This window comes from Hymenobacter gummosus (genome assembly GCF_003970915.1).
GTDB lineage: Bacteria > Bacteroidota > Bacteroidia > Cytophagales > Hymenobacteraceae > Solirubrum > Solirubrum gummosum.
The window spans coordinates 296464-315842 of sequence record NZ_RXOF01000002.1 but is presented as its reverse complement, the minus strand read 5'-3'; the positions used below and the strand labels follow the sequence as shown (position 1 = coordinate 315842).

General features: G+C 59.2%; 19 protein-coding genes. 6 read left to right on the top strand and 13 right to left on the bottom strand.

What is annotated here, in order from left to right:
* Positions 1-66: 66 nt before the first annotated feature.
* The gene (locus tag EJV47_RS04710) at positions 67-1479 is read right to left on the bottom strand and encodes a T9SS type A sorting domain-containing protein (RefSeq protein ID WP_126691984.1); all 1413 of its coding nucleotides are present in this window, start codon (positions 1477-1479) and stop codon (positions 67-69) included.
* 358 nt (positions 1480-1837) lie between these two features.
* On the bottom strand, positions 1838-2704 hold the full coding sequence (locus EJV47_RS04705; RefSeq protein WP_126691983.1) for a S24 family peptidase: 867 nt from the start codon (positions 2702-2704) through the stop codon (positions 1838-1840).
* Between the two features lie 201 nt (positions 2705-2905).
* Here EJV47_RS04705 and EJV47_RS27905 point away from each other — a divergent pair, with 201 nt between their 5' ends.
* Genes EJV47_RS27905 through EJV47_RS04680 form a run of 6 tightly spaced genes read left to right on the top strand, consistent with a single transcriptional unit; the run spans position 2906 to position 6377 of the window.
* Positions 2906-3070: a hypothetical protein gene (locus EJV47_RS27905; RefSeq protein ID WP_165903618.1), complete on the top strand. Its 165-nt coding sequence runs from the start codon at positions 2906-2908 to the stop codon at positions 3068-3070.
* A 6-nt stretch (positions 3071-3076) separates the two neighbouring features.
* Positions 3077-3379: a MerR family transcriptional regulator gene (locus EJV47_RS04700; RefSeq protein ID WP_126691982.1), complete on the top strand. Its 303-nt coding sequence runs from the start codon at positions 3077-3079 to the stop codon at positions 3377-3379.
* A complete protein-coding gene (locus EJV47_RS04695; protein ID WP_126691981.1) occupies positions 3376-4005 on the top strand; it encodes a hypothetical protein in 630 nt (209 codons plus the stop codon). The genes EJV47_RS04700 and EJV47_RS04695 overlap by 4 nt, the downstream gene beginning before the upstream one ends.
* Positions 4002-4616, top strand: a complete 615-nt coding sequence (locus tag EJV47_RS04690) for a hypothetical protein (RefSeq protein ID WP_207895829.1) — start codon at positions 4002-4004, stop codon at positions 4614-4616. The genes EJV47_RS04695 and EJV47_RS04690 overlap by 4 nt, the downstream gene beginning before the upstream one ends.
* The gene (locus EJV47_RS04685; protein ID WP_126691980.1) at positions 4613-5629 is read left to right on the top strand and encodes a hypothetical protein; all 1017 of its coding nucleotides are present in this window, start codon (positions 4613-4615) and stop codon (positions 5627-5629) included. Before EJV47_RS04690 ends, EJV47_RS04685 begins: the two co-directional genes overlap by 4 nt.
* 37 nt (positions 5630-5666) lie before the next feature.
* Positions 5667-6377: a hypothetical protein gene (locus EJV47_RS04680; protein ID WP_243651009.1), complete on the top strand. Its 711-nt coding sequence runs from the start codon at positions 5667-5669 to the stop codon at positions 6375-6377.
* A 100-nt stretch (positions 6378-6477) separates the two neighbouring features.
* Here the strand turns inward: EJV47_RS04680 and EJV47_RS04675 are convergent, their stop codons facing one another.
* From EJV47_RS04675 to EJV47_RS04625, 11 genes are all read right to left on the bottom strand, one after another.
* Entirely contained in the window at positions 6478-7011 is a 534-nt protein-coding gene (locus tag EJV47_RS04675; protein ID WP_126691979.1) for a hypothetical protein, read from the bottom strand.
* 12 nt (positions 7012-7023) lie between these two features.
* Positions 7024-7614: a type II TA system antitoxin MqsA family protein gene (locus EJV47_RS04670; protein WP_126691978.1), complete on the bottom strand. Its 591-nt coding sequence runs from the start codon at positions 7612-7614 to the stop codon at positions 7024-7026.
* Between the two features lie 48 nt (positions 7615-7662).
* Positions 7663-8052: a toxin gene (locus EJV47_RS04665; protein ID WP_126691977.1), complete on the bottom strand. Its 390-nt coding sequence runs from the start codon at positions 8050-8052 to the stop codon at positions 7663-7665.
* A gap of 84 nt (positions 8053-8136) precedes the next feature.
* Complete coding sequence (locus tag EJV47_RS04660) at positions 8137-8853, bottom strand: M48 family metallopeptidase (RefSeq protein ID WP_126691976.1); 717 nt, start codon at positions 8851-8853, stop codon at positions 8137-8139.
* Between the two features lie 125 nt (positions 8854-8978).
* On the bottom strand, positions 8979-9197 hold the full coding sequence (locus EJV47_RS04655) for a hypothetical protein (protein ID WP_126691975.1): 219 nt from the start codon (positions 9195-9197) through the stop codon (positions 8979-8981).
* A gap of 3 nt (positions 9198-9200) precedes the next feature.
* Positions 9201-10160, bottom strand: coding sequence for a PDDEXK family nuclease (locus EJV47_RS04650; protein ID WP_126691974.1), 960 nt, complete (start codon positions 10158-10160; stop codon positions 9201-9203).
* Position 10161: 1 nt separating this feature from the next.
* Positions 10162-10782: a hypothetical protein gene (locus EJV47_RS04645; RefSeq protein WP_126691973.1), complete on the bottom strand. Its 621-nt coding sequence runs from the start codon at positions 10780-10782 to the stop codon at positions 10162-10164.
* Between the two features lie 20 nt (positions 10783-10802).
* The gene (locus EJV47_RS04640; protein ID WP_126691972.1) at positions 10803-14015 is read right to left on the bottom strand and encodes a type I restriction endonuclease subunit R; all 3213 of its coding nucleotides are present in this window, start codon (positions 14013-14015) and stop codon (positions 10803-10805) included.
* On the bottom strand, positions 14012-15304 hold the full coding sequence (locus tag EJV47_RS04635; RefSeq protein WP_126691971.1) for a restriction endonuclease subunit S: 1293 nt from the start codon (positions 15302-15304) through the stop codon (positions 14012-14014). The genes EJV47_RS04640 and EJV47_RS04635 overlap by 4 nt, the downstream gene beginning before the upstream one ends.
* Positions 15305-15316: 12 nt before the next feature.
* Positions 15317-16372: a hypothetical protein gene (locus tag EJV47_RS04630; protein ID WP_126691970.1), complete on the bottom strand. Its 1056-nt coding sequence runs from the start codon at positions 16370-16372 to the stop codon at positions 15317-15319.
* Between the two features lie 17 nt (positions 16373-16389).
* Positions 16390-19185 carry a type I restriction-modification system subunit M gene (locus tag EJV47_RS04625; RefSeq protein ID WP_207895828.1) on the bottom strand — a complete coding sequence of 932 codons (2796 nt, stop codon included), beginning with the start codon at positions 19183-19185 and terminating at the stop codon, positions 16390-16392.
* Positions 19186-19379 lie beyond the last annotated feature (194 nt).

Here is a 19379-nt window from a genome sequence, read left to right as displayed (position 1 = left end):
GCGGGCCACAAAAAAAGCCCCCGCTCAGCGTGCTGAGCGGGGGCTTTGGAAGTTACGCAGCGAGGCTTACTGGATAACCAGCTTCTCTACGGCCGTGCCTTGCTCGGTTTCGAGGCGCAGCGTGTACAGACCGGCTTTGTGCTTGCTCAGGTCCAAGGGCACGTTCTGGCCCACCGACGTAGCGTTCAGGGTGGTGGTGTACACCACGCGGCCCAGGGCATCGGTTACCGTTACCAGGCGGGTCTTCGAGCTGGGGGCGTTGATGCCCAGCGTGAAGATACCGTCGTTGCTCGGGTTCGGGGCTACGGTCAGCACGCCTTTCAGCAGCTTGGCGTTGCGGTTCGGCAGAATGCGGGCCAGCGTCCACATGCCGTTGGTGCTGGTGCCCGTCGACGGCCCGGTGTAGCCACCGCTGAAGCCCACGGTGTTGCTGAGCATGTCGACTTCAAACTGGAACTTACCGGTGTCCATGTCGGTCCAGGTGTTGCCACCGTCGGTCGAGTAGGAGCTGCCGTAGTCGTTGATCGAAGTAGCCGGCGACACGGACTGGCCCACGCTCACGTACCAGTTGGGCGAGCCGGGCACCGCGTCGAGGCCCAGCGGACGGAAGTTACCGGAGTAAGCCACCAGCTGGTTGGTCTGCCCACCGTTGGTGGTGGTCGTCACGTCGAAGCCGCTGGCCAGCACGCCGCGGGTTTGGTCGGTGAAAGCAATGTAGCTTACAGCGTCAGCCAGGTCGGTCGGGAACGAGCTCCAGGTCAGGCCGCGGTCCGTCGAGCGGTACAGGCGGGCGCCGATACCACCGCCGGGGTTGGTGTCGCCGTCGTCGCTGACACCCCCGTGCCAGATGGTGTTGCCCAGCACGAAGTAGGAACCGGCGTTGCCGTACTCCAGCGCGTTCTGAATCTGGGGTGCCGAGTTGTTAACCGTCCAGGTGGTACCGCCGTTGGTGGTGGTGTAGATTTCCAGGCGCTGACCAGCCGTCTGCCCACCTGCTGCGTCGCCGAAGCACACGCCGTTGTTGGCATCCCAGAAGTACACCGCGTTGGGGAAGGAGCCGCTGCTCGAGAAGGCAGCCGAAGCCTGGCGCGTCCAGGTTACACCGCCGTCGGTGGTTTTGTAGATACCTTGCTGGGGCTTGGCGCCCGCGTTTTCGGCGAAGGCTGCCAACCAGGCCGTGGTGCCGTCGATGGCCGAAATGTTGGCTACGCGCAGGCTGGCCGGGATGTTGATGGCCCCACCCGTCCAGCTCGTGCCACCGTTGGTGGTCCGGGCGTAGTTACGAACGGTGGCAACGCCGTCTTCGCGGGTCAGCACCCACACGGTGTTGGCATCAACGGCGTGAATCTTCTCGATTACGTAGTTAGCCGGTACGGCCGCCGGGCCAATCGTACGGGCGGTCCACCAGGGAGTAGTTTGGCCATACGCCGTAGCGCCGAGCGACAAAGCAACGGCTAAGGACAGTAAGGTTTTTTTCATGCGTGAAAGAATGTTGAGTGGAAGGTTGGTTGGGCTTGGATGGGTGGTTGTTCGGGATTTCACCGATACTGAGGCAGCGCAAGGTAAGGAGTTTGCCCAAAACCTTACGCACAAACTGTTGGCGCTGTTTTCCCCAGTCGAAACCCGGTCGGCTCTCGGGAGGGACTGCCGTGCTGGCGGATTGGTTGCACCCCGGTTTCTTATTAAGGAGTTTTAATCCTTGGATGGGGCTAGACGAGAAAAGCCTTCCGGGGGCGGAAGGCTTTGATTGGTACCCCGTAAGAGGGTCACACCCGCCAGCCAGGCGACTCGGCAAATCCTCACGCTATCAGCCGATTGCCAACAGCGCACAAAATGTTCAAATTCGTTGGGGGGCGTTAGAGGGGGCGTTTTCGTCTAAATGCCGCTTTACCTCACCCCTATCAAAGCCCAGCTGCTCGATTACTTCCCACAGCCGTTCAGTAGTGATATCCGGCGCAGATGGCACGTAACGCGAGATATAGCCCCGTACCCGCCAGAACTGTTTGATATCGGTCAATGCCATCGGGTAGGGCTTCCGGTGCGGATTATCCGAGTGCAGCATTACTTCCCGCGTGCTGCTGGTGATGGGCTGCATGATGCGTTTAAGCATCACGCTTTCGTCCGTCACCACCACGTACACCTCCCCTACTTCCAGCAGCCGCAGGTTTTCCAGGTAGGTAGTCACCACCACATCCGAATGCCGTATGGTCGGCTCCATACTATCCCCGGCTACCTCGAAAGCCCGGAAGGTTCCCCGCTCGAAACCGGGAATCCGGTACTTGGGCAGGTCCTGAATAAATACGGCCTCATTGTGCTGCAGATTATACCCAGCCTGAGCCAGCACCGGTACCAACTCGATGTTTTCCTTACCATCCAGGCCCACCGTCAGGGTCAGCAGCTGCGTTCCGCCGCTGGCTGCGCCCACGGCACTAACCGGCCCCCGGAGCATCGCGCCTTTACCCATCAGCAGCCAGTCCGGCGACACCTCCGGAAACTGGGCCAGGATATCTACCAGTGTTTCATATGATGGACGAACCTCGCCGTTCATCACTTTATACAGCTTGCTTCTACTAGCGTAGCCTAGCCTGCTACTTGCTTCGTAGCCGCTCAGCCCATAATGTTCAAGCAGTTGCGTAATACGCCCACCGGTGTCACCATCGACGCCTGCCGGCATTTTTTTCCGCTGGCTTTCAGCTTGTTCCATAATAGTATACGCAATTTCTTCTATTTTATGAGAACAGCACACATGACTATGTGTTACTTGCGTGTGTACTCCACTCAAATGTACTAAACGCATAACAAAATGGAACAATTGCCAAACACTTTTCCTGAAACTCCTACGCTTCACGGACTAGTCAAATCCCTAGGAACTAAGACTGACATCGTAGCCGCTGCCCAAAAGCTGTTGAAAGAAAGAGGCCACGAATACGCCCGCAGCACCATCTACAGCACCATTCAGAAGAACGGCGCCAACAATGCTACCATCGAAGCGGCAGTGCTCGATGCCATCGAGGCCGAGAAAAAGCAGCGTACCGAACTGGCCGCTCGTCGGCAGGCCCTTAGTGCATAGTTGTGTATGCAGCCCGCCGTCATCCTCAGCGCGGCCGAGTACCAGAACCTCACCGCGCGCCTCGAAAAGCTGGAGCAGGCCGAAGCCGCCCGCATCCTAGCTTCCACTGCCAAGCCCGACCAGGTATTGACCACCGCCCAGGCCGCCGCCTACATCGGCCTGTCTGTGTGCGCCCTGCTGCGCGCCCGCCGCGCCGGCCGCCTCCAGGGCGTGCGGCTCAATGAAAAGGATTGGGGCTTCCGCCAATCCGTGCTCGACGCTTACCCGCGCCGCTACCACCGCCCCGCCATGCAAGTAGCCGCCGCGTGAGCCAGACTGTCATTTCCTTGTTCGACCACTCCGGCCGTTTCGTGGAGCCCTGGGCTGCCGCTGGCTACACCTGCTACTGCGTCGACGTGCAGCACCCACCCGGCGAAACCTGGCAGGGCAATGTGTGCCTGGTCGGCGGCGACGTGCGCCGCTTCGTGCCCCCGCCCGGCCCGGTGGCCTTCGTGGCCGCTTTCCCGCCGTGCACCGACCTGAGCAACGCCGGCGCCCATCTGTTCCGCGTCAAGGGCCTACGCGCCCTGGCCGCCGCCCTCGACCTGGTAGGAGCCGCCGCCGACCTGTGCCAGCACCTCGGCGCCCCTTACTTCATCGAAAACCCCAGGGGCCAGCTCCGCCACTATTGGCGCGAGCCCGACCACCAGTTCGACCCCTGCGAGTACGCTGGCCGGCTCCCCAACCCCGAGCCCGAGGCCTACACCAAGCGCACCTGCCTATGGACCGGCCACGGCTTCCAGATGCCCGAAAAGCGCCCGGTGTTTCCCGTCAACGGCTCGATGGTGGACAAGGTGCCCGGCTCGAAGAACCGCGCCAACATACGCAGCCTCACGCCCCGCGGCTTCTCGGCTGCTGTCTTCCATGCCCACCACCAAACCCTGCAGCCCTCATGAGCACCCAGCTTGCCCCCGTCGTTGGCCCCGAAGCCGCTACCTCCATTATCAGCATCCAGAAGGCCAAGCTGAAAAACGGCCTGCTCTACGCCGAGTTTACCGAGCAGCACGAGCCCGACGCCCCCGCCAGGACCTTCACCATGCAGGGCACCGAGTTGGTCCACACCGACCTGCAGCACCGCTTTTCCTGCCTCGTGCCCCACCTCTGCCTGCTCACCGAACAGCTGGCCGAAACGCCCGACTACTGGCCCGAGGACGAAGCCCAGGAGCTGCCCGCCCACTTCACCGGCTACACCGTCACCGGCCTCAGCATCGGCCGCAATGGCGGCGTCACGCTCATCGGCCAGCGCGAGTTGAAGGGTGGCAAGGTGCTGAACCTGACCAGTCCCTACGTGGCCTACGACGACGAAACCAGCCACGCTTACGCCTATACCGGCCTGCTGGAAACGGGGGTGCTCGATGCGCTGGCCGAGGTCGAAGCGGCGTTGCGCGGCAAGCGGGCCGAGGCTGGCCGCCAGCTCGATTTGTTCGGGCCCGACGATGACCGCGCCCTGATTGCCGAAGCCAACGCCTACATCACGCCACCAACCGAGCAGCTGCGTGAAGCGTGAACTACATCAAGCACAGCATGGCCGCCCACGAGCACCTGCTCAGCTGCCCGGCCAGCAAGCCCCACCACGTCAGCCTGTATTTCGCCCTGTTTCGGCAATGGAACCTCGAACGTTTCCCTGAGGCCCTGCTGATAGACCGGCGTGAACTGATGCAGGCCGCCCGCATCGGCTCCCGCGACACCTACACCAGTGCCCTGCGTGACCTCCAGGCCTGGGGGCTGCTCACCTACCGGCCCAGCCACGACAGCACCCAAGGCACCCGCGTGCTGATGACAGAGCTGGGCGGGCAGGTTGGCCCGAAAGCAGGCCAACCGCATCCGGTAGGCATGCCCGAAAGTGGGCCAACCCCCGAAGCCGAGGTTAGCCCGGATTCAGGCCAACCGGTTAGCCCGGAACTGGGCCAACCTGGCTCCGAGGTTAGCCCGAAAGTGAGCCAACCCTCCTTATTAGATAAAACAGGTGGTAGTAAACAGCTACCTAAACAGGGAGGCGGCGGCATGAAAAAAAAAGAGGGGCAGGTTTTCCCAGGCGAAGGGCTTTCAAGGGCGGAAGTAATGCCCGACGAGCTACCAACCACCGGCGCAGCCGAGGCCCCAAAAGAAAAAGTTGCGCCAAAAAGAAAAGGGGTGAAGCAGGCCACCATCCGAGCAGCGGCTACCGCTCAGACCAATGAGCCGCGTCGGCAGCGCGGCCGGGCCCAGCGCCCCGAAGTACCCTTTGCCGAATCCAAGTTGGCCGACGTGGAGCAGTTCATCAAGGCGTTCGAGGGCACCGATTACCAGCTGGCCGATTTACGATTCTACCACGCGCAGGTGACCAACTGGCGCAAGGATGGGGAGCCACCCCGCCGCCGCGACTGGAAGGCCACCGCCACCAAGTTTATGCTCAACGATGCACACGATAACCGACTCAAACTTGCTCCAACCGTCCAGCGCCACGAGCCAGGCACTAGCTCCAGCACCGTTGACCCCGGAGGCCCAGCTAGTGGCTACCGTTCGAGCCGCTGGGATTAGGGAGTTGGCTCGCAGCACGACGCCCGCTATTCGCGAGATGCTGGCCGACGTAAGCCTGGGCCTGACCAAAGCCGCCGCCCTGACCGCGCCCAAGTTGTTTCAACTCCGCCGCACGCTCGGCGAACGGGAGGTAACCAAGCTGGTGGTCGTGGTGCTGCGGGCCTTCGTCGACTCCGTGCGGGCCGAGCACAAGCCCGACGCCGCCGACCTGATGGAAGCTGCCGATTACCTGGTGCAGACCTACACCCACGACAGCTTGAAAGACCTCGTGCTAGCGCTGAAAGAGGCCCGCACCAGCGGTAAACTGAAAGCCTACTACAACACGCTCGACATGGCGGTGGTCTACGCCGCTTTGACGGATTACTTCGAGCGCAAGGCCGACTACCTCAATCAGCAGCACCTTGACCAGAAGGCACAGGGCGCCACCAATCAAAACCAGGCCTTGCAGCAGCTGCAGCAAGCCGCCCCGCAGCTCATGGCTGGCATCGGCCGCCAGATTCCCGACGACCACCCCAACGCCGCCCACCTCCGCCACCGGCTCACCGTCATCGGCCAGAAGGAAAAGCGCGGCCTCATCACCCCCGAGCAGGCCCAGCAGCTGCGCGACGAAACCACGGCCGCCACCATCCGCCAGCCCCGCCAGGACTGGAAGCCCGGCGAGGAAGCCCAGCGTGCCATCGATCAGCGCCACTGGGCCAGTACCCGCCGCTTCGCCGAGCGCCACGGCATCAACCCCAACTGCCTGTAGCTGTGCTATTTCGGCAGACACAATGGGGCTTATACGAAAAGACTGGAACGTCATATCTCGTAGGGAGTATAACGTTCCAGTCTTTTCGCAGGCTTTAAAGCTATTTTTTCCTGCGAGTCTTCGACGCTGGCTTTTTTTTGCCAACGCTGGCTCCATTGGCCAATTCGGGGTCCTGCAGTCGTTTCATCGAAGCCTGAAACAGCTCCGAAGGTCCGCGTAATGGCAGTGCAAAACCATTTAAAGGAGTATCCAGAACCTTCGTCATAATCATACCGCGTGCCGTTGAATAGGCCACTCCACCCAACATGACCATAAGCTCCCGAGTTGGGAACGGTCCGTCGTATCCCTCAGTCGTCAGTACGTGTTCCGACAGGTTATCGACTTCAAAGTCGAAGTAAACCTGAAATCTTCCTTCTGTTCCCGTTGGCTTGCCGTCTATGCATAGCCCTTGGCAATGCACATGTACAACGTAGGAAATACGCTTCTCCTCCACCGAAAACTGGGGATACAGCCAAGTCTCGTCTGGTATGGTAAAACGTCTTACGTCACGCCCTGAGCCGTCAGAAGGACTAATACTGCATTCTAGGAATGCAGCTGCAGCCAGATGAATACGATCCAGATCTGGAGTGGGCATACATGGCGCTGGTTAGAAAGCTACCGAGTTAGGTTGTGCTGGGCTTTGGGTCATGTAGGCGCCCAACGGCAGCGCGCCACCCTGACGGTCCAACAACTCCATAATATGCTCCCGCGACAATTCATGGCTGACTGGCTGGAGCAACGCAGGCGTCATAGCGGTGAGCAGTGCCTTACGCAATTTGCGCAGCGTGCGCTCCGGCAGCTCGTGCTCCTGCTGGGCCACAATAGCGGCCAGCCCCTGGCGCGAACACACCATGCGTAGCAGCAGCACGTTCGAGTTAGAGGGAACCTCCCCTGCCTCGTACTGCCGCCACTGATTCACGCCCAGCCCCAGCAGTGCCGACATTTCTCGGGCCGTCAGGCCCAGCTCCTCGCGGCGGGCGCCCAGTTCTTCGGCGGCCGGTACCCGGTGCCGCGCACGCCACATCGCGTGCAGACGACGCAGAAATTCTTCGTCCTGCTCGTTGGTCGTAAACTGCTCGCCCGTGTCTACGCACTCGTACACCGGTGCTGTTACGTCGTACTGCTCGCCGCGAAAGGTATAGGGCTGCGTGTCCAGGATTTCCCGGACCGCGCCACCAGTGAAAGGGCTAACTAACATGTTGAAAATGCTTGGAGAGGGAGAGAAAAACAGTCGCCGCCATAGCCCTCACGGCCGAAACGGAAACCGGAGCGGATGCTCTTCGGGATGAAAGGAGATGCAGATCGGAGCGCCGTTAAAATCGCCCAGCTGGATCTTGATGTACACCATCGTCTGGTTTACCAAGGTGCCGAATACCCACAGCGGCCCTTTTCCGGGGGGTGGGTTGTCTGTATCCGGGCGAGGGCCTTGGCAGTAGTCATATGGAGTGAGACGACGGATGTAAGGAATACGGTCGGCTGGCCGGATGTTCAGGTCAATCAAGGCCTGACGGTTCTTATTATCTCGCCGGTCGAGAAACACAATCGGCCACAGATTCGGAGTGTGGTCCATTTTCTGGTGCAGCTCACGCAGAAACTGTTCAACTTCGGCCGGGGTTGGAAGCGAATCAGTGCTCAAATCTGTAAGTCTTAAAGCGTAAATGCAACGAAAAAGTTGCAAAAATTTTCCAGCGCACGTCTACCATTGCTTCGCCTCCCCTGATCAGCCTTCCACAAAAGGCGCCAGCATAGTCCCGTTCAGCTCCTCACGGTAACTGCGCCACTGCGGCATAAAGCCATCCAACAGCGCCCGAAAACGCTCGTTGTGCTGCCGCTCCAGCAGGTGCGTCAGCTCGTGCACCACCACGTATTCCATCAGGTGCGGCGCCACCTTCGCCAGCTCCAGGTTCAGCCAGATGCGCCGCGCCTCAATGTTGCAGGTCCCCCACTTGGTCTTCATCCGCTTCACGGCCCAAGCCGCCGCGTGCTGCCCTATCACCGCTTCCCATTTCGCCACCACCGCGGGCAGCTGCTCCTTCAGCCGCTCCCGGTACCACTCCTGCAGCACCGTCGCGCGCTGCTCCACCGTGCTGCCCGGCCGCACCTGCAGGTCCAAGTACTGCGTGTTCCGAATATGCACCTGAGGTGCGGCATCCGCGTAGCGCACCACCAGCCGATAGCGCTGCCCCCGGTAGTAGTGCGTCTCCCCCGACACGTATTCCCGCTGCGTCTGCCGGGGCTGCTGCTCAAACTTGGCTTGCTGCGCACGTATCCAGCCCAGGCGCCCAATCACCAGCAGGCGCACCTGCTCATCGTCCACATGCCGGGGCGTGGCCACGCGCACCCGCCCGCTGGGCGGCAGCACGGCCAGGTGCACGTTGCGGATGTTCTTCCGCACCACGTCCACTTCCAGCTCCCCTATCTGCAGCTGCGTCGTCATGAACTACTCAAAGATTGTAATGCGTCATGCCGGGTGCCTCCTCACCTGTCTACCGTGCGCTGTGTCCATAAACGCAGTCGGAAGAAAGGCTGTAAACACCCTGCATAACGATAATGGGCATCTGTTTAGCGACTTGTCATCATCACTTTGGCTATAGCCATGATGATGGACCCAATGATGATAATGTACAAGCCATGCCGGCGAGTCTGGTCATCGTACTTCTTGGAGCGGTAGTTATAACCAATTGCAATGCCGATAATTCCGCCCAGGACGGCAAAGAAGTAGCCTACGCCGATCCACAGGTTGCTTCCTGTTTCTTTGGGGGTGGTATGTACGTTTTCCATGCATTAGAGAGTTGGAAGGGTTTTATACAAGTCGCGAACATCGCGGCGTGCCATTTCTTTTGCCTGCTCAAAAGTCCACTTGGGCACAGGCGTAAGTATGCCCGTGGTTGACTGTGCAGCTACCTGCCCAGGAACCAGTTGAGCAATAACCTCGGCCAGCAGCTTACAGCACAACTCCGGTTGAGTAATAATCTGTTGTTCCGCAAAACGCACTACTACCCAGCCTTTTTCTGCGAAGTATTTGTTGCGCTGATGGTCTTGCCCCTGATAATGGATGGGTTCCTTGGTGATACCAGTATAAGGCTCGTCAATCTCAATATCAATGCATAATCCACTGGGGTGCCTGTACACAAAATCAGGGTAATAGTAGTTATTGTCAAACGACCGATAAGCTATCGGCAGGCACAGTGAGGAATCAATGCGAGTCGCTCCAAACCACTGCTTGAGCAACTGCTCAAATTGAGCTTCGCTACTCCCCTTTCTAATTGTTAGCTGCTGCATGGCACTCATCGGAACTGGCTCTGATGTGGATTTCAGCTCTTGTGCTATCTGCTCCCTGCGGTACTGTTCTGAATACCCAGGTTGTCGATACCGCGCTAGTTCCTGCTCGTACCGCAGCTTCTTACCGGGGTATTCTTCCAGGGCCCGGGTTGCTACGGTATGGCTGTGCAGATTACGAGTGTAGGCACGTTTGGCGCTTTGAATGGAAAAATGCTGAATGATAAGCAGCACAACACCAAACCCCATCCCCAGTACACCTAACTCAGAGCCAATCAGCAAAATTAGGAACGCACCGCCCAAGACCACAAACCCGAAATTAAACGTGCTTACCTTGTTTGGGGTCGGCGGCACCACTGGCCGCACCGGCTCCTGCGGAACTGGTGGCACTGCCTGCATGGCTACTTTTAAATCAGCCGGCAGCACCACTTCTGGGTAATAACCCAAACGCGACTCGGTTACCATCTCAGTAATTGTTCCACTTGGAGGTAAGCACAAGGCTTGAGGCAATCAGACCAAAGAATGGTCGGTTACGCTCAAACTGCGCATCGAATTCTGCCTGATTGCTTTCTTCTCCACCAGTGGCACACATGATGGTAATCATGTAATGATCATAAAACAGCATGTACTGAATACCATGCTGATAAATGGTCATCCCGGTAGCCGACGTTTGCCGTTGCGAATACTCAATAGCGTAGGCCTTTTCCCCGTCAATTGTCAGGTTGCGTTGTGCGCTGAGGAAGGTGCCTGGTGTAAAATCCGACAAGTCCGAAGAGCTTGATAGAACCTGATCCATATCAGCTTTGGTGGCCACACCCCGCAGATCTTTAATTATCACGAGGGCCATGGTGCCATTGCCGTTCATAAATTTCTGCACGATATGGGGCCGGTTGCCGTCTGTGGCATTCCAGGCGGCCGGGTAACGCAATGTAAACTTCAGCCCCAGGCATTTGCCGGTTCCATCCCCCACGTACGTCGTTTTCTTTCCCTGGGCATATTCCACTAAACCCGATGCTTGCCCCAGGGCCCACGAGGTGCTACCCAACAGGAGAATGGCTGCCAGCCAGCAGCGTAAAACGATATTCATTTGATGGTTGGTAAGAGTGGTTAATACTCCGCCTGCTGCGTAGCCAGCTGCAGGATGCGGTCAATATCGTCGGGGTCGGGCAGCGTTTTCTTGAGGGCCAGCCGCACCATTTTCTTTTTCCGGTCATCGTCCTTCCAGCCGTTCTGCGCGGTGCCCTGAATGGCCGCGTCTACGGCCAGGGCCAGCGTTTCATCCTGCCCCAGGTTGTCGTACAGGCTGCGCTGGGCCAGCGTGTGCAGCGTGGGCGGGTAGGTGGTGGCCGCGCCGGGGTGCTGAACCAGCTTGCACAGCGCCGCTATTTCCTGCAGATACGCCTCGTACTCGATGGCCTCCTGCTGCCGCCGCGCTATCAGCTCCTCCAGCAGCACCGACATCCGCCCGAAGTACTTCGGGTTCGTCGGGTTTTCGTCGATGATGAGCCGGCGCACGTTGTTCTCGATGGTTTCGGCCACTGCGTTCTTGTCGCCCCGGATGCCCTTGGGCAGCCGGCTCACGGCGGCGGCCGGACCCTGCGCCACCACCAGCTCAATCAGGCTCATGTCGTCCAGCTCGCCCACTTTCTCCGAGTCCTCCGCCTTCACGTAGTTGTCGAAGATGAAGCGCATGTCGGCCTCGTAGCGTTTCAGGTCGGGCGCTTCGCCGCTGGCGGTTTTCACCTCGTCGCGCACGTTTTCGTAGTGCTGCACCACGCGCTGCACCTCAGCGGCCTGGGTGGGCGTGTAGCCCGCTTCTTCCAGCTCGCCGGCCAGCTCGGCGTAGGTGCGCAGCAGCGCCGCCGTGTACTTGTACAGCTCGCGGCGGCGGCCTTCCCGTTCTTTTAGGTCGGCGGGCAGGGCCGGGTTGCCACAGAAGAAGTGCAGGTACTCGGCCGTGCCGCGCGGCGGGGCCACCGGCTCGCACAGCAGCCGCAGCTGCTCGCGCAGCCCTTCCAGCTCCTCGTGGCCCTTGGTCAGGCGGTCATTCAGCAGATCCTGCACATCCTCCTTGCTGTAGCCATCCAGCGCCTCCGAGGTGTAGTCGCGAATGGATTTCTCCAGGGCCTTAAACAAGTCCTTATAATCCACCACATAGCCGTATTCCTTATCCTCGCCGTCGAGCCGGTTCACCCGGCAAATGGCCTGAAACAGCGTATGGTCGCGCATCTGCTTGTCGATGTACAGGTACGTGGCCGAGGGAGCGTCGAAGCCCGTCAGCAGCTTGTCCACCACGATGAGCAGCTTCATCTGGGCTGGCTCCTCCACAAACTGCCGCTTCACTTCCTTCTCGAAGTCCTCCACCGGCTGCCCGGCCAGCATGTCGTTGTAAATCTTGTACTTCTGCAGCTGTTCGGTATCACCCTCACCGGTGGTTTCGCCTTTCAGGTCGCTGGTCTTGGGCTGGTAGCTCGTCACGATGGCGCACTGCCGGAAGCCCGCCTGCTGGAATAGCTCGTAGTAGCGGCAGGCCTGATAAATGCTGCCCGACACCAGCAGCGCGTTGCCCCGGCCGTTGCGCAGCCGCTCCTTCTTCTCCATGTCCAGCATGATGTCGGCCACAATGTGGCCCATGCGCTCCTTCGAGCTGAGCACCTGCTGCATGGTGCCCCATTTCTCCTTCAGCCGCGCCCGCCCGAACTCGTTCAGGCCCTTGGTCTTCAGCTCGAAGTATTCGTCCATCTTCTTCTTACCAGCTTCGGTGAGGTACTGCTCCACCTGGCGCGCCTCGTAGCGCAGCTCCAGCACCACGCCGTCGCGCACGGCCTCGTTTACGCGGTAGGTGTGGATGAAGGGACCGAAGGTTTCCAGCGTGGTGCGCTTGTCGGCCTGCAGCAGGGGCGTACCCGTGAAGCCGATGAGCACCGCCCCCGGCAGTAGCAGCTTCATAGCCTCGTGCAGCTTGCCGCTCTGGGTGCGGTGGCACTCATCCACCAGCACGTATAGCTGGCCCTGGGGCCGAAAGGCCTGCCCCGTGCGCCCGGCGGCCTTCATCAGCTCCTCCAGGTACTTGTCGTACGCTTCGGCCTCGGTGCGGGCGCCAAACTTGTGCACCAACGAGCACAGCAGCCGCGGCGCGGCCTGACTGAGCTTTTCCAGCAAATCGGCGCCGCTCTTGGCTCGTTCAATGTCCAGCTCTACACCCCTGAATACCTTCTCAATCTGCTCGTCCAGCTCATCGCGGTCCGTCACGATGAGCACCCGCGCGTTGGCGTCGTGCTCCAGCAGCCACTTCGTCAGCCATACCATGGTCAGGCTTTTGCCGGAGCCTTGGGTGTGCCAGATAATGCCACCTTCCTTGCGCTTCAGGTAGGCCTGCGCAGCCGTCACGCCAAAGAACTGGTTCGGCCGGCACAGCTTTTTGATACCCCTATCGAATACCACGAAATCGTGCAGCAGCGTCAACAGCCGCTCCTTGCGGCACAGCTGCCGCAGGTGCTCATCCAGCCGCAGCGGAGCCGGCGCCACGGGTTTCCCAGCTGTTGGAACTGGTTCCCCCTCTCCATTTTCATGTCGCGCATCAAGCGAGTGTAGAGGGCCGGGGGGGGAGGCGCCCGTCAGCATGGCCGGCACCGGCTCCTCCACTCCCTGCGGAGCGGCGCCCCGCGGCACGGCCGGCGCCGTTTCCTCCCGCCATTCCAGGTAATACTTTTCCGTGGTGCCCACCGTGCCGTAGCGCAGCCCTTCGGTGTCGTTGCCGGCCAGCACCAGCTGCACCGGCCCGAAGAAGTCCTGAATGAAGTGACTGGTTTGGTTATCCAGGTTCTGGCGGATGCCCTCGTGCACCGATACCTTGCTGCGCTTCAACTCCAACACGCCCACGGCCAGCCCGTTCAGGTACAGCACCACGTCGGGGCGCTTGATGTGGGTGCCTTCCACGGTTACTTCCTCGGCCACCGCGAAGTCGTTGGCCGTAGGGTCTTGCCAGTTCACCAGGTGCACCGTCACTTTCTTCTCGCCCAGGGCGGGGCGTACCTTCACCCCGTAGCGCAGCAAACGGTACAGCTCGCGGTTGCGCTTGTAGAGCTTTTCGGTGTGGTTTTCGGCCACCAGGTGCAGCTCGCGCAGCACCTTATCCACCAGCGCCGGCGCGTAGCCACCGGGACCTTCCAGGTAGCGGCGCACCAGCCCGTCCTCGATGGGCGAGCGGCGCGGCTGCTTTTCCCAGTTGCCCAAGTACTCGTAGCCCAGTTCCGTGTGAAACAGCCGCACCACGCGGTCCTGCGTGGCGCGCTCTACCTGCCCGACTTTTGCGCTCATAAGGAAGAAGTAGGTATAGCGGCACCACCCCCGGTGGGGACGAGGCGAATGGCACCGGTTAGCAAATTCTGCATCATGCCCTGCTTCAGGGCCTGGGTTTTCTCGATCTGGGCCGCCAGTGTCTCCAGCTCGGCGTCCATATCGCTGAGGATGGTGGCAATGGCGCGTTGCTCGTCGAGCGTAGGCAAAGGAATTGATATTGTTTTTATCTGTGCAAAGTTTAACCCTTGCCTATTTCCGCCAGCCTGAAAGCTTTGGATTATTTCTTGCCCTGCATGAGAAATAAGAAAGTGACACAAATAAAATGGGCATAACCTATCATTATTCACCCTAATAATACACACATGTTGATTAACATTACCTTTTACTATTCTGTAATCAGCAACAGCAGCTCTCCCTATTGATGCACCTGTTATATTTAACAGAACATCATTTTGTTGAATTTCTGTTGAGTTAAAAGCATTGTGTATTTCTTCACTTATATAGCTTATATCATCAAGAATCAATCTTCCCCAGCCAACATTTTGGCTTCTAACGAATGGGCGTCCAGATTCTTGGTAAACTTTAACGCCTCCCGTAGGAGTAATACCACTACCTACCTTCAGTGCTAGGTTTCCTATTTCTCCCTCTTTCCACTCCCCTTCAAACCCCGGCAGGCGCTTCTCCTTGCTCAGCAGCGTCTGCTGCGTCGCCTGCTTCAGGGCGCGCTTTTTGGCCAGCAGTTCCCGCTGCTGCGTTAGCAAGGCATCTACGGCGCCGAGCGCGTCGGCTATGGCGCGTTGTTCGGCGGGAGGGGGAAGTGGGATAGGTAAAAGCGCGTATTCATTGCCATTGATACCGGGCTGGCCGCTACGCATGGAAGTCATCAGAACCCACTTCCAATAGGCAGGAGTCTGCAAGTAATATCTGAGAAACTTAGCATTGAGCTTAGTTGGATTAGTTTTAACTCTAATCAAGAAGCCTGCAAAGACTAACTGTCCATCATTGGGGTCATACTGATACGATTTGCCAACACTTGCTCCTGTGCGGGCCAATACTATGTCGCCTTCAGCTAAAACATAGTCATTGGATGCATGATGGTTGACTGAAGCTCCACCTTCACGAATAAATTGGCCGTTTTCTGATATATCAGTGATTCTTAGATAAGCTGGCAGAGCAGGATCGTAGCGTACTGCTGGTGCATTTATTCCGTAATCTGGTCTTTGTGTTAGACACTTGCCTAGCTCTGTTATTTTCCAATCCTCCGGCAACACGCCCAGATCCGTCTGCTTGTATCCTGGTTTTAGCATTGCGCAGTCTTTTTATGCATTGTCGGATGCAGGCCTTACCCGCGGCCTGTATGAATCTTTTGTGTACTCCTGCCAACACCAATGACTTGTGAACGTGTGCTCTTTGCGGCGAAGAAAGTCCCGGGTATTGATGTGTTCCATCCAGCCAAATGTTTCAACGGTGCGCTCTTCGTTTAGAAAATCATACACCTGCAAGCCCGGTTCAGATGGCCCCGGCAAAATCACAGCAAATTGCCTTGATTGACTGGGCGTCTTCAATCTGAATATTACCAGAAAGCATCTTAGCTCTTTCGGCAGAGTGACAATATTTATTCCTTCTGTCTCCTCAGGAAATTCTCTATTGACCCAGAATACTTCGGGCAGTATCTGTTCATCGGGCTTGAGTATCTGCTCACGAACCTTGAACAAATTACCGTTTATCAGAAAGCCGTTCCCCAATACCGCAAATGCAATAAGGTAGCCTATGCGAAGAAGGGCCACTTGCGCCCTACGCTCGTTTGACGTCTCATTGAACTTTACGTTAAAAGTTGGAGACTCATATCCATTATCAAACATCTTTTCTGGATAGAAAAGAGGATTGTATATCGTTCTGGGCGGGAACATGTCAGACATAAACCGTTCTGCTTGCACGGGATTGGAATGGCTTGGCAGAAGGTTCATCTTAACTACCCCACTATCATCGACTTCAAAGGTTCCGTTGACAGTATTCCCGTTTACTTCAAATTTGGCTTTGGTCTTTGAATTAGGGAGGAAGCTGTGAGAATCTATTTCCAACAACCGATTTAACAGATGCACGTCTAATTTATGACCACTTTTTGAGTTGCAATTTTTACATGTTAATGCAATTGGTTTTCCGCCCAACGAAACAGGCGGAATATCCTCGACAGTGAGCGGATTCTTCACCACACTGGATAAATCTTTATCAAAGAATACATCAAAGCACAAAGGACAGATGTACCCATGTGAGAAATCTGGCTTGAACGCAATAGAAGGGTGCTGCTTCACCCATTCAAGATTTTGAGAAAACAAGTTGAACAATGCTTTCTTCCTCTTGTTGCCCTTCGCCATTGCAAGTATCAGTAGCCTTACTTCCACGAAAAACCCATTCCCGCCAAATGAGCCTGCACCCGCTGCGTCAGGGCGGCCACGGCGGCTTCCTGCGCCGGCAGCGGCGTGGCGTAGCGGGTGCCTAGCTCGTCGAGGCGGCGGGCCAGGGCCTGCGAGAGACGGCTCAGCTCCTGGGCCACGGCGTGGTGCAGGTGGGTCAGCCACTTGTAAGTCACCAGCAGGTCCTGGGTTTCGTCGGCCGTCAGGCGCAGGTAGGTGGGGCCTATCAGGTCTTCCAGCGTCTGGGCGGCGGCTTTCAGGGTTTTCTTGGCGGCGTCTTCGGCCATCAGGGCCGCTTCCAGAGCCGTAAGGGCGGCAAGCTCCTCGGCCGGCGTGGCCGGGGCGTCCTCGGCGGCGGGGCTGGCAGCAGCCGGGGTGTCGGCGGGGGTGTTGTCGTCCAGGCCCAGCACCTGCCGGCCTTCTTCCTGAAACCAGCGCACGGCTGCCTGCACCTTGGCCGGCTGGGCCTGCAGCCAGGCTTCGGCGACCAGCGGCGCGTCGGCCTCGGTAGCCTGCCCAAACAGGTCGCCGGTCCCGTGGGCGGCGGGCTGCGCGGTTTGTTGGGCCTTCAGCAGCGGCAGCAGACGCTGCGCTTCGGCTTTGGCCTCTGCTAGGCTCAGGGGCGTAGGCGCCTCAGCTTTTTCAGCTTCCCGTTGCGTCAGGGCCTTCTTCAGCTTGCCCCGCAGCTCGGTGGTTTTCTGCGCTTTCAGCAGCTCCTTGCGGCGGGCCTTCACGGCCGCCAGCAGCTGCGCCGGGGTCGAGTATTCCAGTTCGCTCAGCAGCCCTTCTTCGCCGGTGTGCTCTTCTTCCAGTTCCTCGCGGCGGCGGGTGGCCTCGGCCAGCGCCTCGGTGGCCTGCTGCACGGCCGCTTCCTCCTCGGCCAAGTAGCGACTGATCAGCAACGAGCGGGGCACCAGGTCGCTGGTCCAGGGGCCGCGCTTCTGCTTTTTGCCCACCAGCGGCTGGTAGGGCTTGGCATCCCACCCCTCGGCTACCACTTGGTACACGTCGTCCTGCAGGGTGGCGGCCCAGTAGTTCATCAGGCGCTGGTACACGTCGTAGCCATCCAGCAGGTGAACCGGCCCGAAGGTGGCCAGCAGCTCCTCGCTCAGCGTGTGCAGCAACTGCTTGGGCTTGGTATCGGGCCCCATGCTGCGCAGCAGCGGCTCGGCGCGGGCCACCCACTCGGCAAAGGTTTCCTCCACCCGCCGGCTAAAGGCCCGGAACTCCGCGTGCTCGTAAATCGTCGGCCGGATATCCTCGGCCGCCACGCGCAGCTGGTAATAGCCCGGCCGGTCGGCCTGCGGCTGCACCAGTTCGCCGCGTAGCGTGGGGTACACGTCCCAATAGGCACTGAGCGCGTCCAGGTCGGCGGCCGGCAGCCCACCGCGCAGGTGCGCCTCTATGTCGTGGCGGTCCTGCGTGGGCGGGGGCGTCACGTAGCGCGGCAGGTTCAGGTTGTAGTCGTTTTCGGGGCTGGCTATTTCCGTCACCGGCACCATGCGGGCATAGTGCGGTTCATCCTGCTGCCGCCGCCACACGTCCACGATGCGGTGAATGTCCTGCTCGCGCAGGCGGTTCTTGTTGCCGTCCTTGATGAAGCCCCGGCTGGCATCCATCATGAAGATGCCTGTGCGCAGGGCCGCGCCTGCCTTATCCAGCACCAGCAGCGCCGCCGGTATGCCCGTACCGTAAAACAGGTTCGGCGGCAGCCCGATAATGCCCTTCAGCACCCCGCGCTGCACTAGGTTGCGCCGAATCACCGCCTCCGCGTTGCCCCGAAACAGCACCCCGTGCGGCAGTACCACCACGCCCTTGCCGTCGCCCTTGAGGCTGCGCAGGATGTGCAGCAGAAAGGCATAGTCGCCGTTCTTGGCCGGCGGTACACCAAAGCCCGTAAAACGCCCGTACACGTCGGCTTCCGGCGTCAGCCCCGTCGTCCACGATTTGGTGGAGAAGGGCGGGTTGGCCACCACAAAGTCGTGCTGCTTCAGCTGCCCCGCCGGTGCATCCCAAGTCGCCGGCGCCGACAGCGTATTACCCCGCACCAGGTCGGCCGTGTCGTGCCCGTGCAGAATCATGTTCATGCGCGCCAACGCGTACGTGGCATTGTCCATCTCCTGCCCGTAAATACTCAGCTTGATGGGCAGGGCCTCGTCGGCCGCTTTCAGCAGCAAGGAGCCCGAGCCGCAGGTAGGGTCATATATCGTCTGCCGCGGCGACGTAGCCTCCGCCACGCCCACCAGCTTGGCCATCACGCGGCTTACCTCAGCCGGGGTGTAAAACTGCCCCTTGCTCTTGCCGCTCTCCGTAGCGAAGTGGCGCATCAGGTACTCGTAGGCGTCGCCCAGCAGGTCGTCGTCCTCGGCCCGATGGTTGGTGAAGTTCAGCGCCGGGTTCTCGAAGATGGCCACCAGCTTGGTCAGGCGCTGCACCATGTCGTCGCCGCTGCCCAGCTTATTGTCGTCGTTGAAGTCGGCCTCGGGCACGTTAATGACGCCGTTCAGCCGGTTGGCTTCGGCCAGCTTCGCAATAATCTTGTTCAGCCGCTCCCCAATGTCCTTTTTGCCCTTGGCCGCTACCATATCCGCGAAGCTGCCACCCTCGGGCACTTCCAGCAGGGCGTCCTCCCGTCCCGCGTACTTGTCCGATACATATTTCACGAAGAGCAGCACCAGTACATAGTTCTTGTACTGCGAGGCATCCATGCCCCCGCGCAGCTCATCACAGCTTTTCCACAACGAGCTGTATAGCTCACTTTTCTTAACGGCCATAGTCGGTTAGGTACTGCATCCGCGCCCCAGGCAGCACGCCCGGCCACAGCAGGAAAGTAAAAGTAGCCGGTTAACGAAGAAAATTGGTAGACGCTGGCTGGATTTAGGCTCGCATTTGCTAATCTTGTTGGCCGAGCCCTCCAGTTTACTAAAGCCCAGAGCACGTTGGTATCAGGATGCGTAGGCAACCCCAG

Bases quoted from the DNA above. Each gene is read 5' to 3' on its own strand.
- EJV47_RS04710 (WP_126691984.1), bottom strand. From the start codon at position 1,479: ATGAAAAAAACCTTACTGTCCTTAGCCGTTGCTTTGTCGCTCGGCGCT.
- EJV47_RS04705 (WP_126691983.1), bottom strand. From the start codon at position 2,704: ATGGAACAAGCTGAAAGCCAGCGGAAAAAAATGCCGGCAGGCGTCGAT.
- EJV47_RS04700 (WP_126691982.1), top strand. From the start codon at position 3,077: ATGCAGCCCGCCGTCATCCTCAGCGCGGCCGAGTACCAGAACCTCACC.
- EJV47_RS04690 (WP_207895829.1), top strand. From the start codon at position 4,002: ATGAGCACCCAGCTTGCCCCCGTCGTTGGCCCCGAAGCCGCTACCTCC.
- EJV47_RS04680 (WP_243651009.1), top strand. From the start codon at position 5,667: ATGCTGGCCGACGTAAGCCTGGGCCTGACCAAAGCCGCCGCCCTGACC.
- EJV47_RS04675 (WP_126691979.1), bottom strand. From the start codon at position 7,011: ATGCCCACTCCAGATCTGGATCGTATTCATCTGGCTGCAGCTGCATTC.
- EJV47_RS04670 (WP_126691978.1), bottom strand. From the start codon at position 7,614: ATGTTAGTTAGCCCTTTCACTGGTGGCGCGGTCCGGGAAATCCTGGAC.
- EJV47_RS04660 (WP_126691976.1), bottom strand. From the start codon at position 8,853: ATGACGACGCAGCTGCAGATAGGGGAGCTGGAAGTGGACGTGGTGCGG.
- EJV47_RS04655 (WP_126691975.1), bottom strand. From the start codon at position 9,197: ATGGAAAACGTACATACCACCCCCAAAGAAACAGGAAGCAACCTGTGG.
- EJV47_RS04650 (WP_126691974.1), bottom strand. From the start codon at position 10,160: ATGGTAACCGAGTCGCGTTTGGGTTATTACCCAGAAGTGGTGCTGCCG.
- EJV47_RS04645 (WP_126691973.1), bottom strand. From the start codon at position 10,782: ATGAATATCGTTTTACGCTGCTGGCTGGCAGCCATTCTCCTGTTGGGT.
- EJV47_RS04640 (WP_126691972.1), bottom strand. From the start codon at position 14,015: ATGAGCGCAAAAGTCGGGCAGGTAGAGCGCGCCACGCAGGACCGCGTG.
- EJV47_RS04635 (WP_126691971.1), bottom strand. From the start codon at position 15,304: ATGCTAAAACCAGGATACAAGCAGACGGATCTGGGCGTGTTGCCGGAG.
- EJV47_RS04630 (WP_126691970.1), bottom strand. From the start codon at position 16,372: ATGGCGAAGGGCAACAAGAGGAAGAAAGCATTGTTCAACTTGTTTTCT.
- EJV47_RS04625 (WP_207895828.1), bottom strand. From the start codon at position 19,185: ATGGCCGTTAAGAAAAGTGAGCTATACAGCTCGTTGTGGAAAAGCTGT.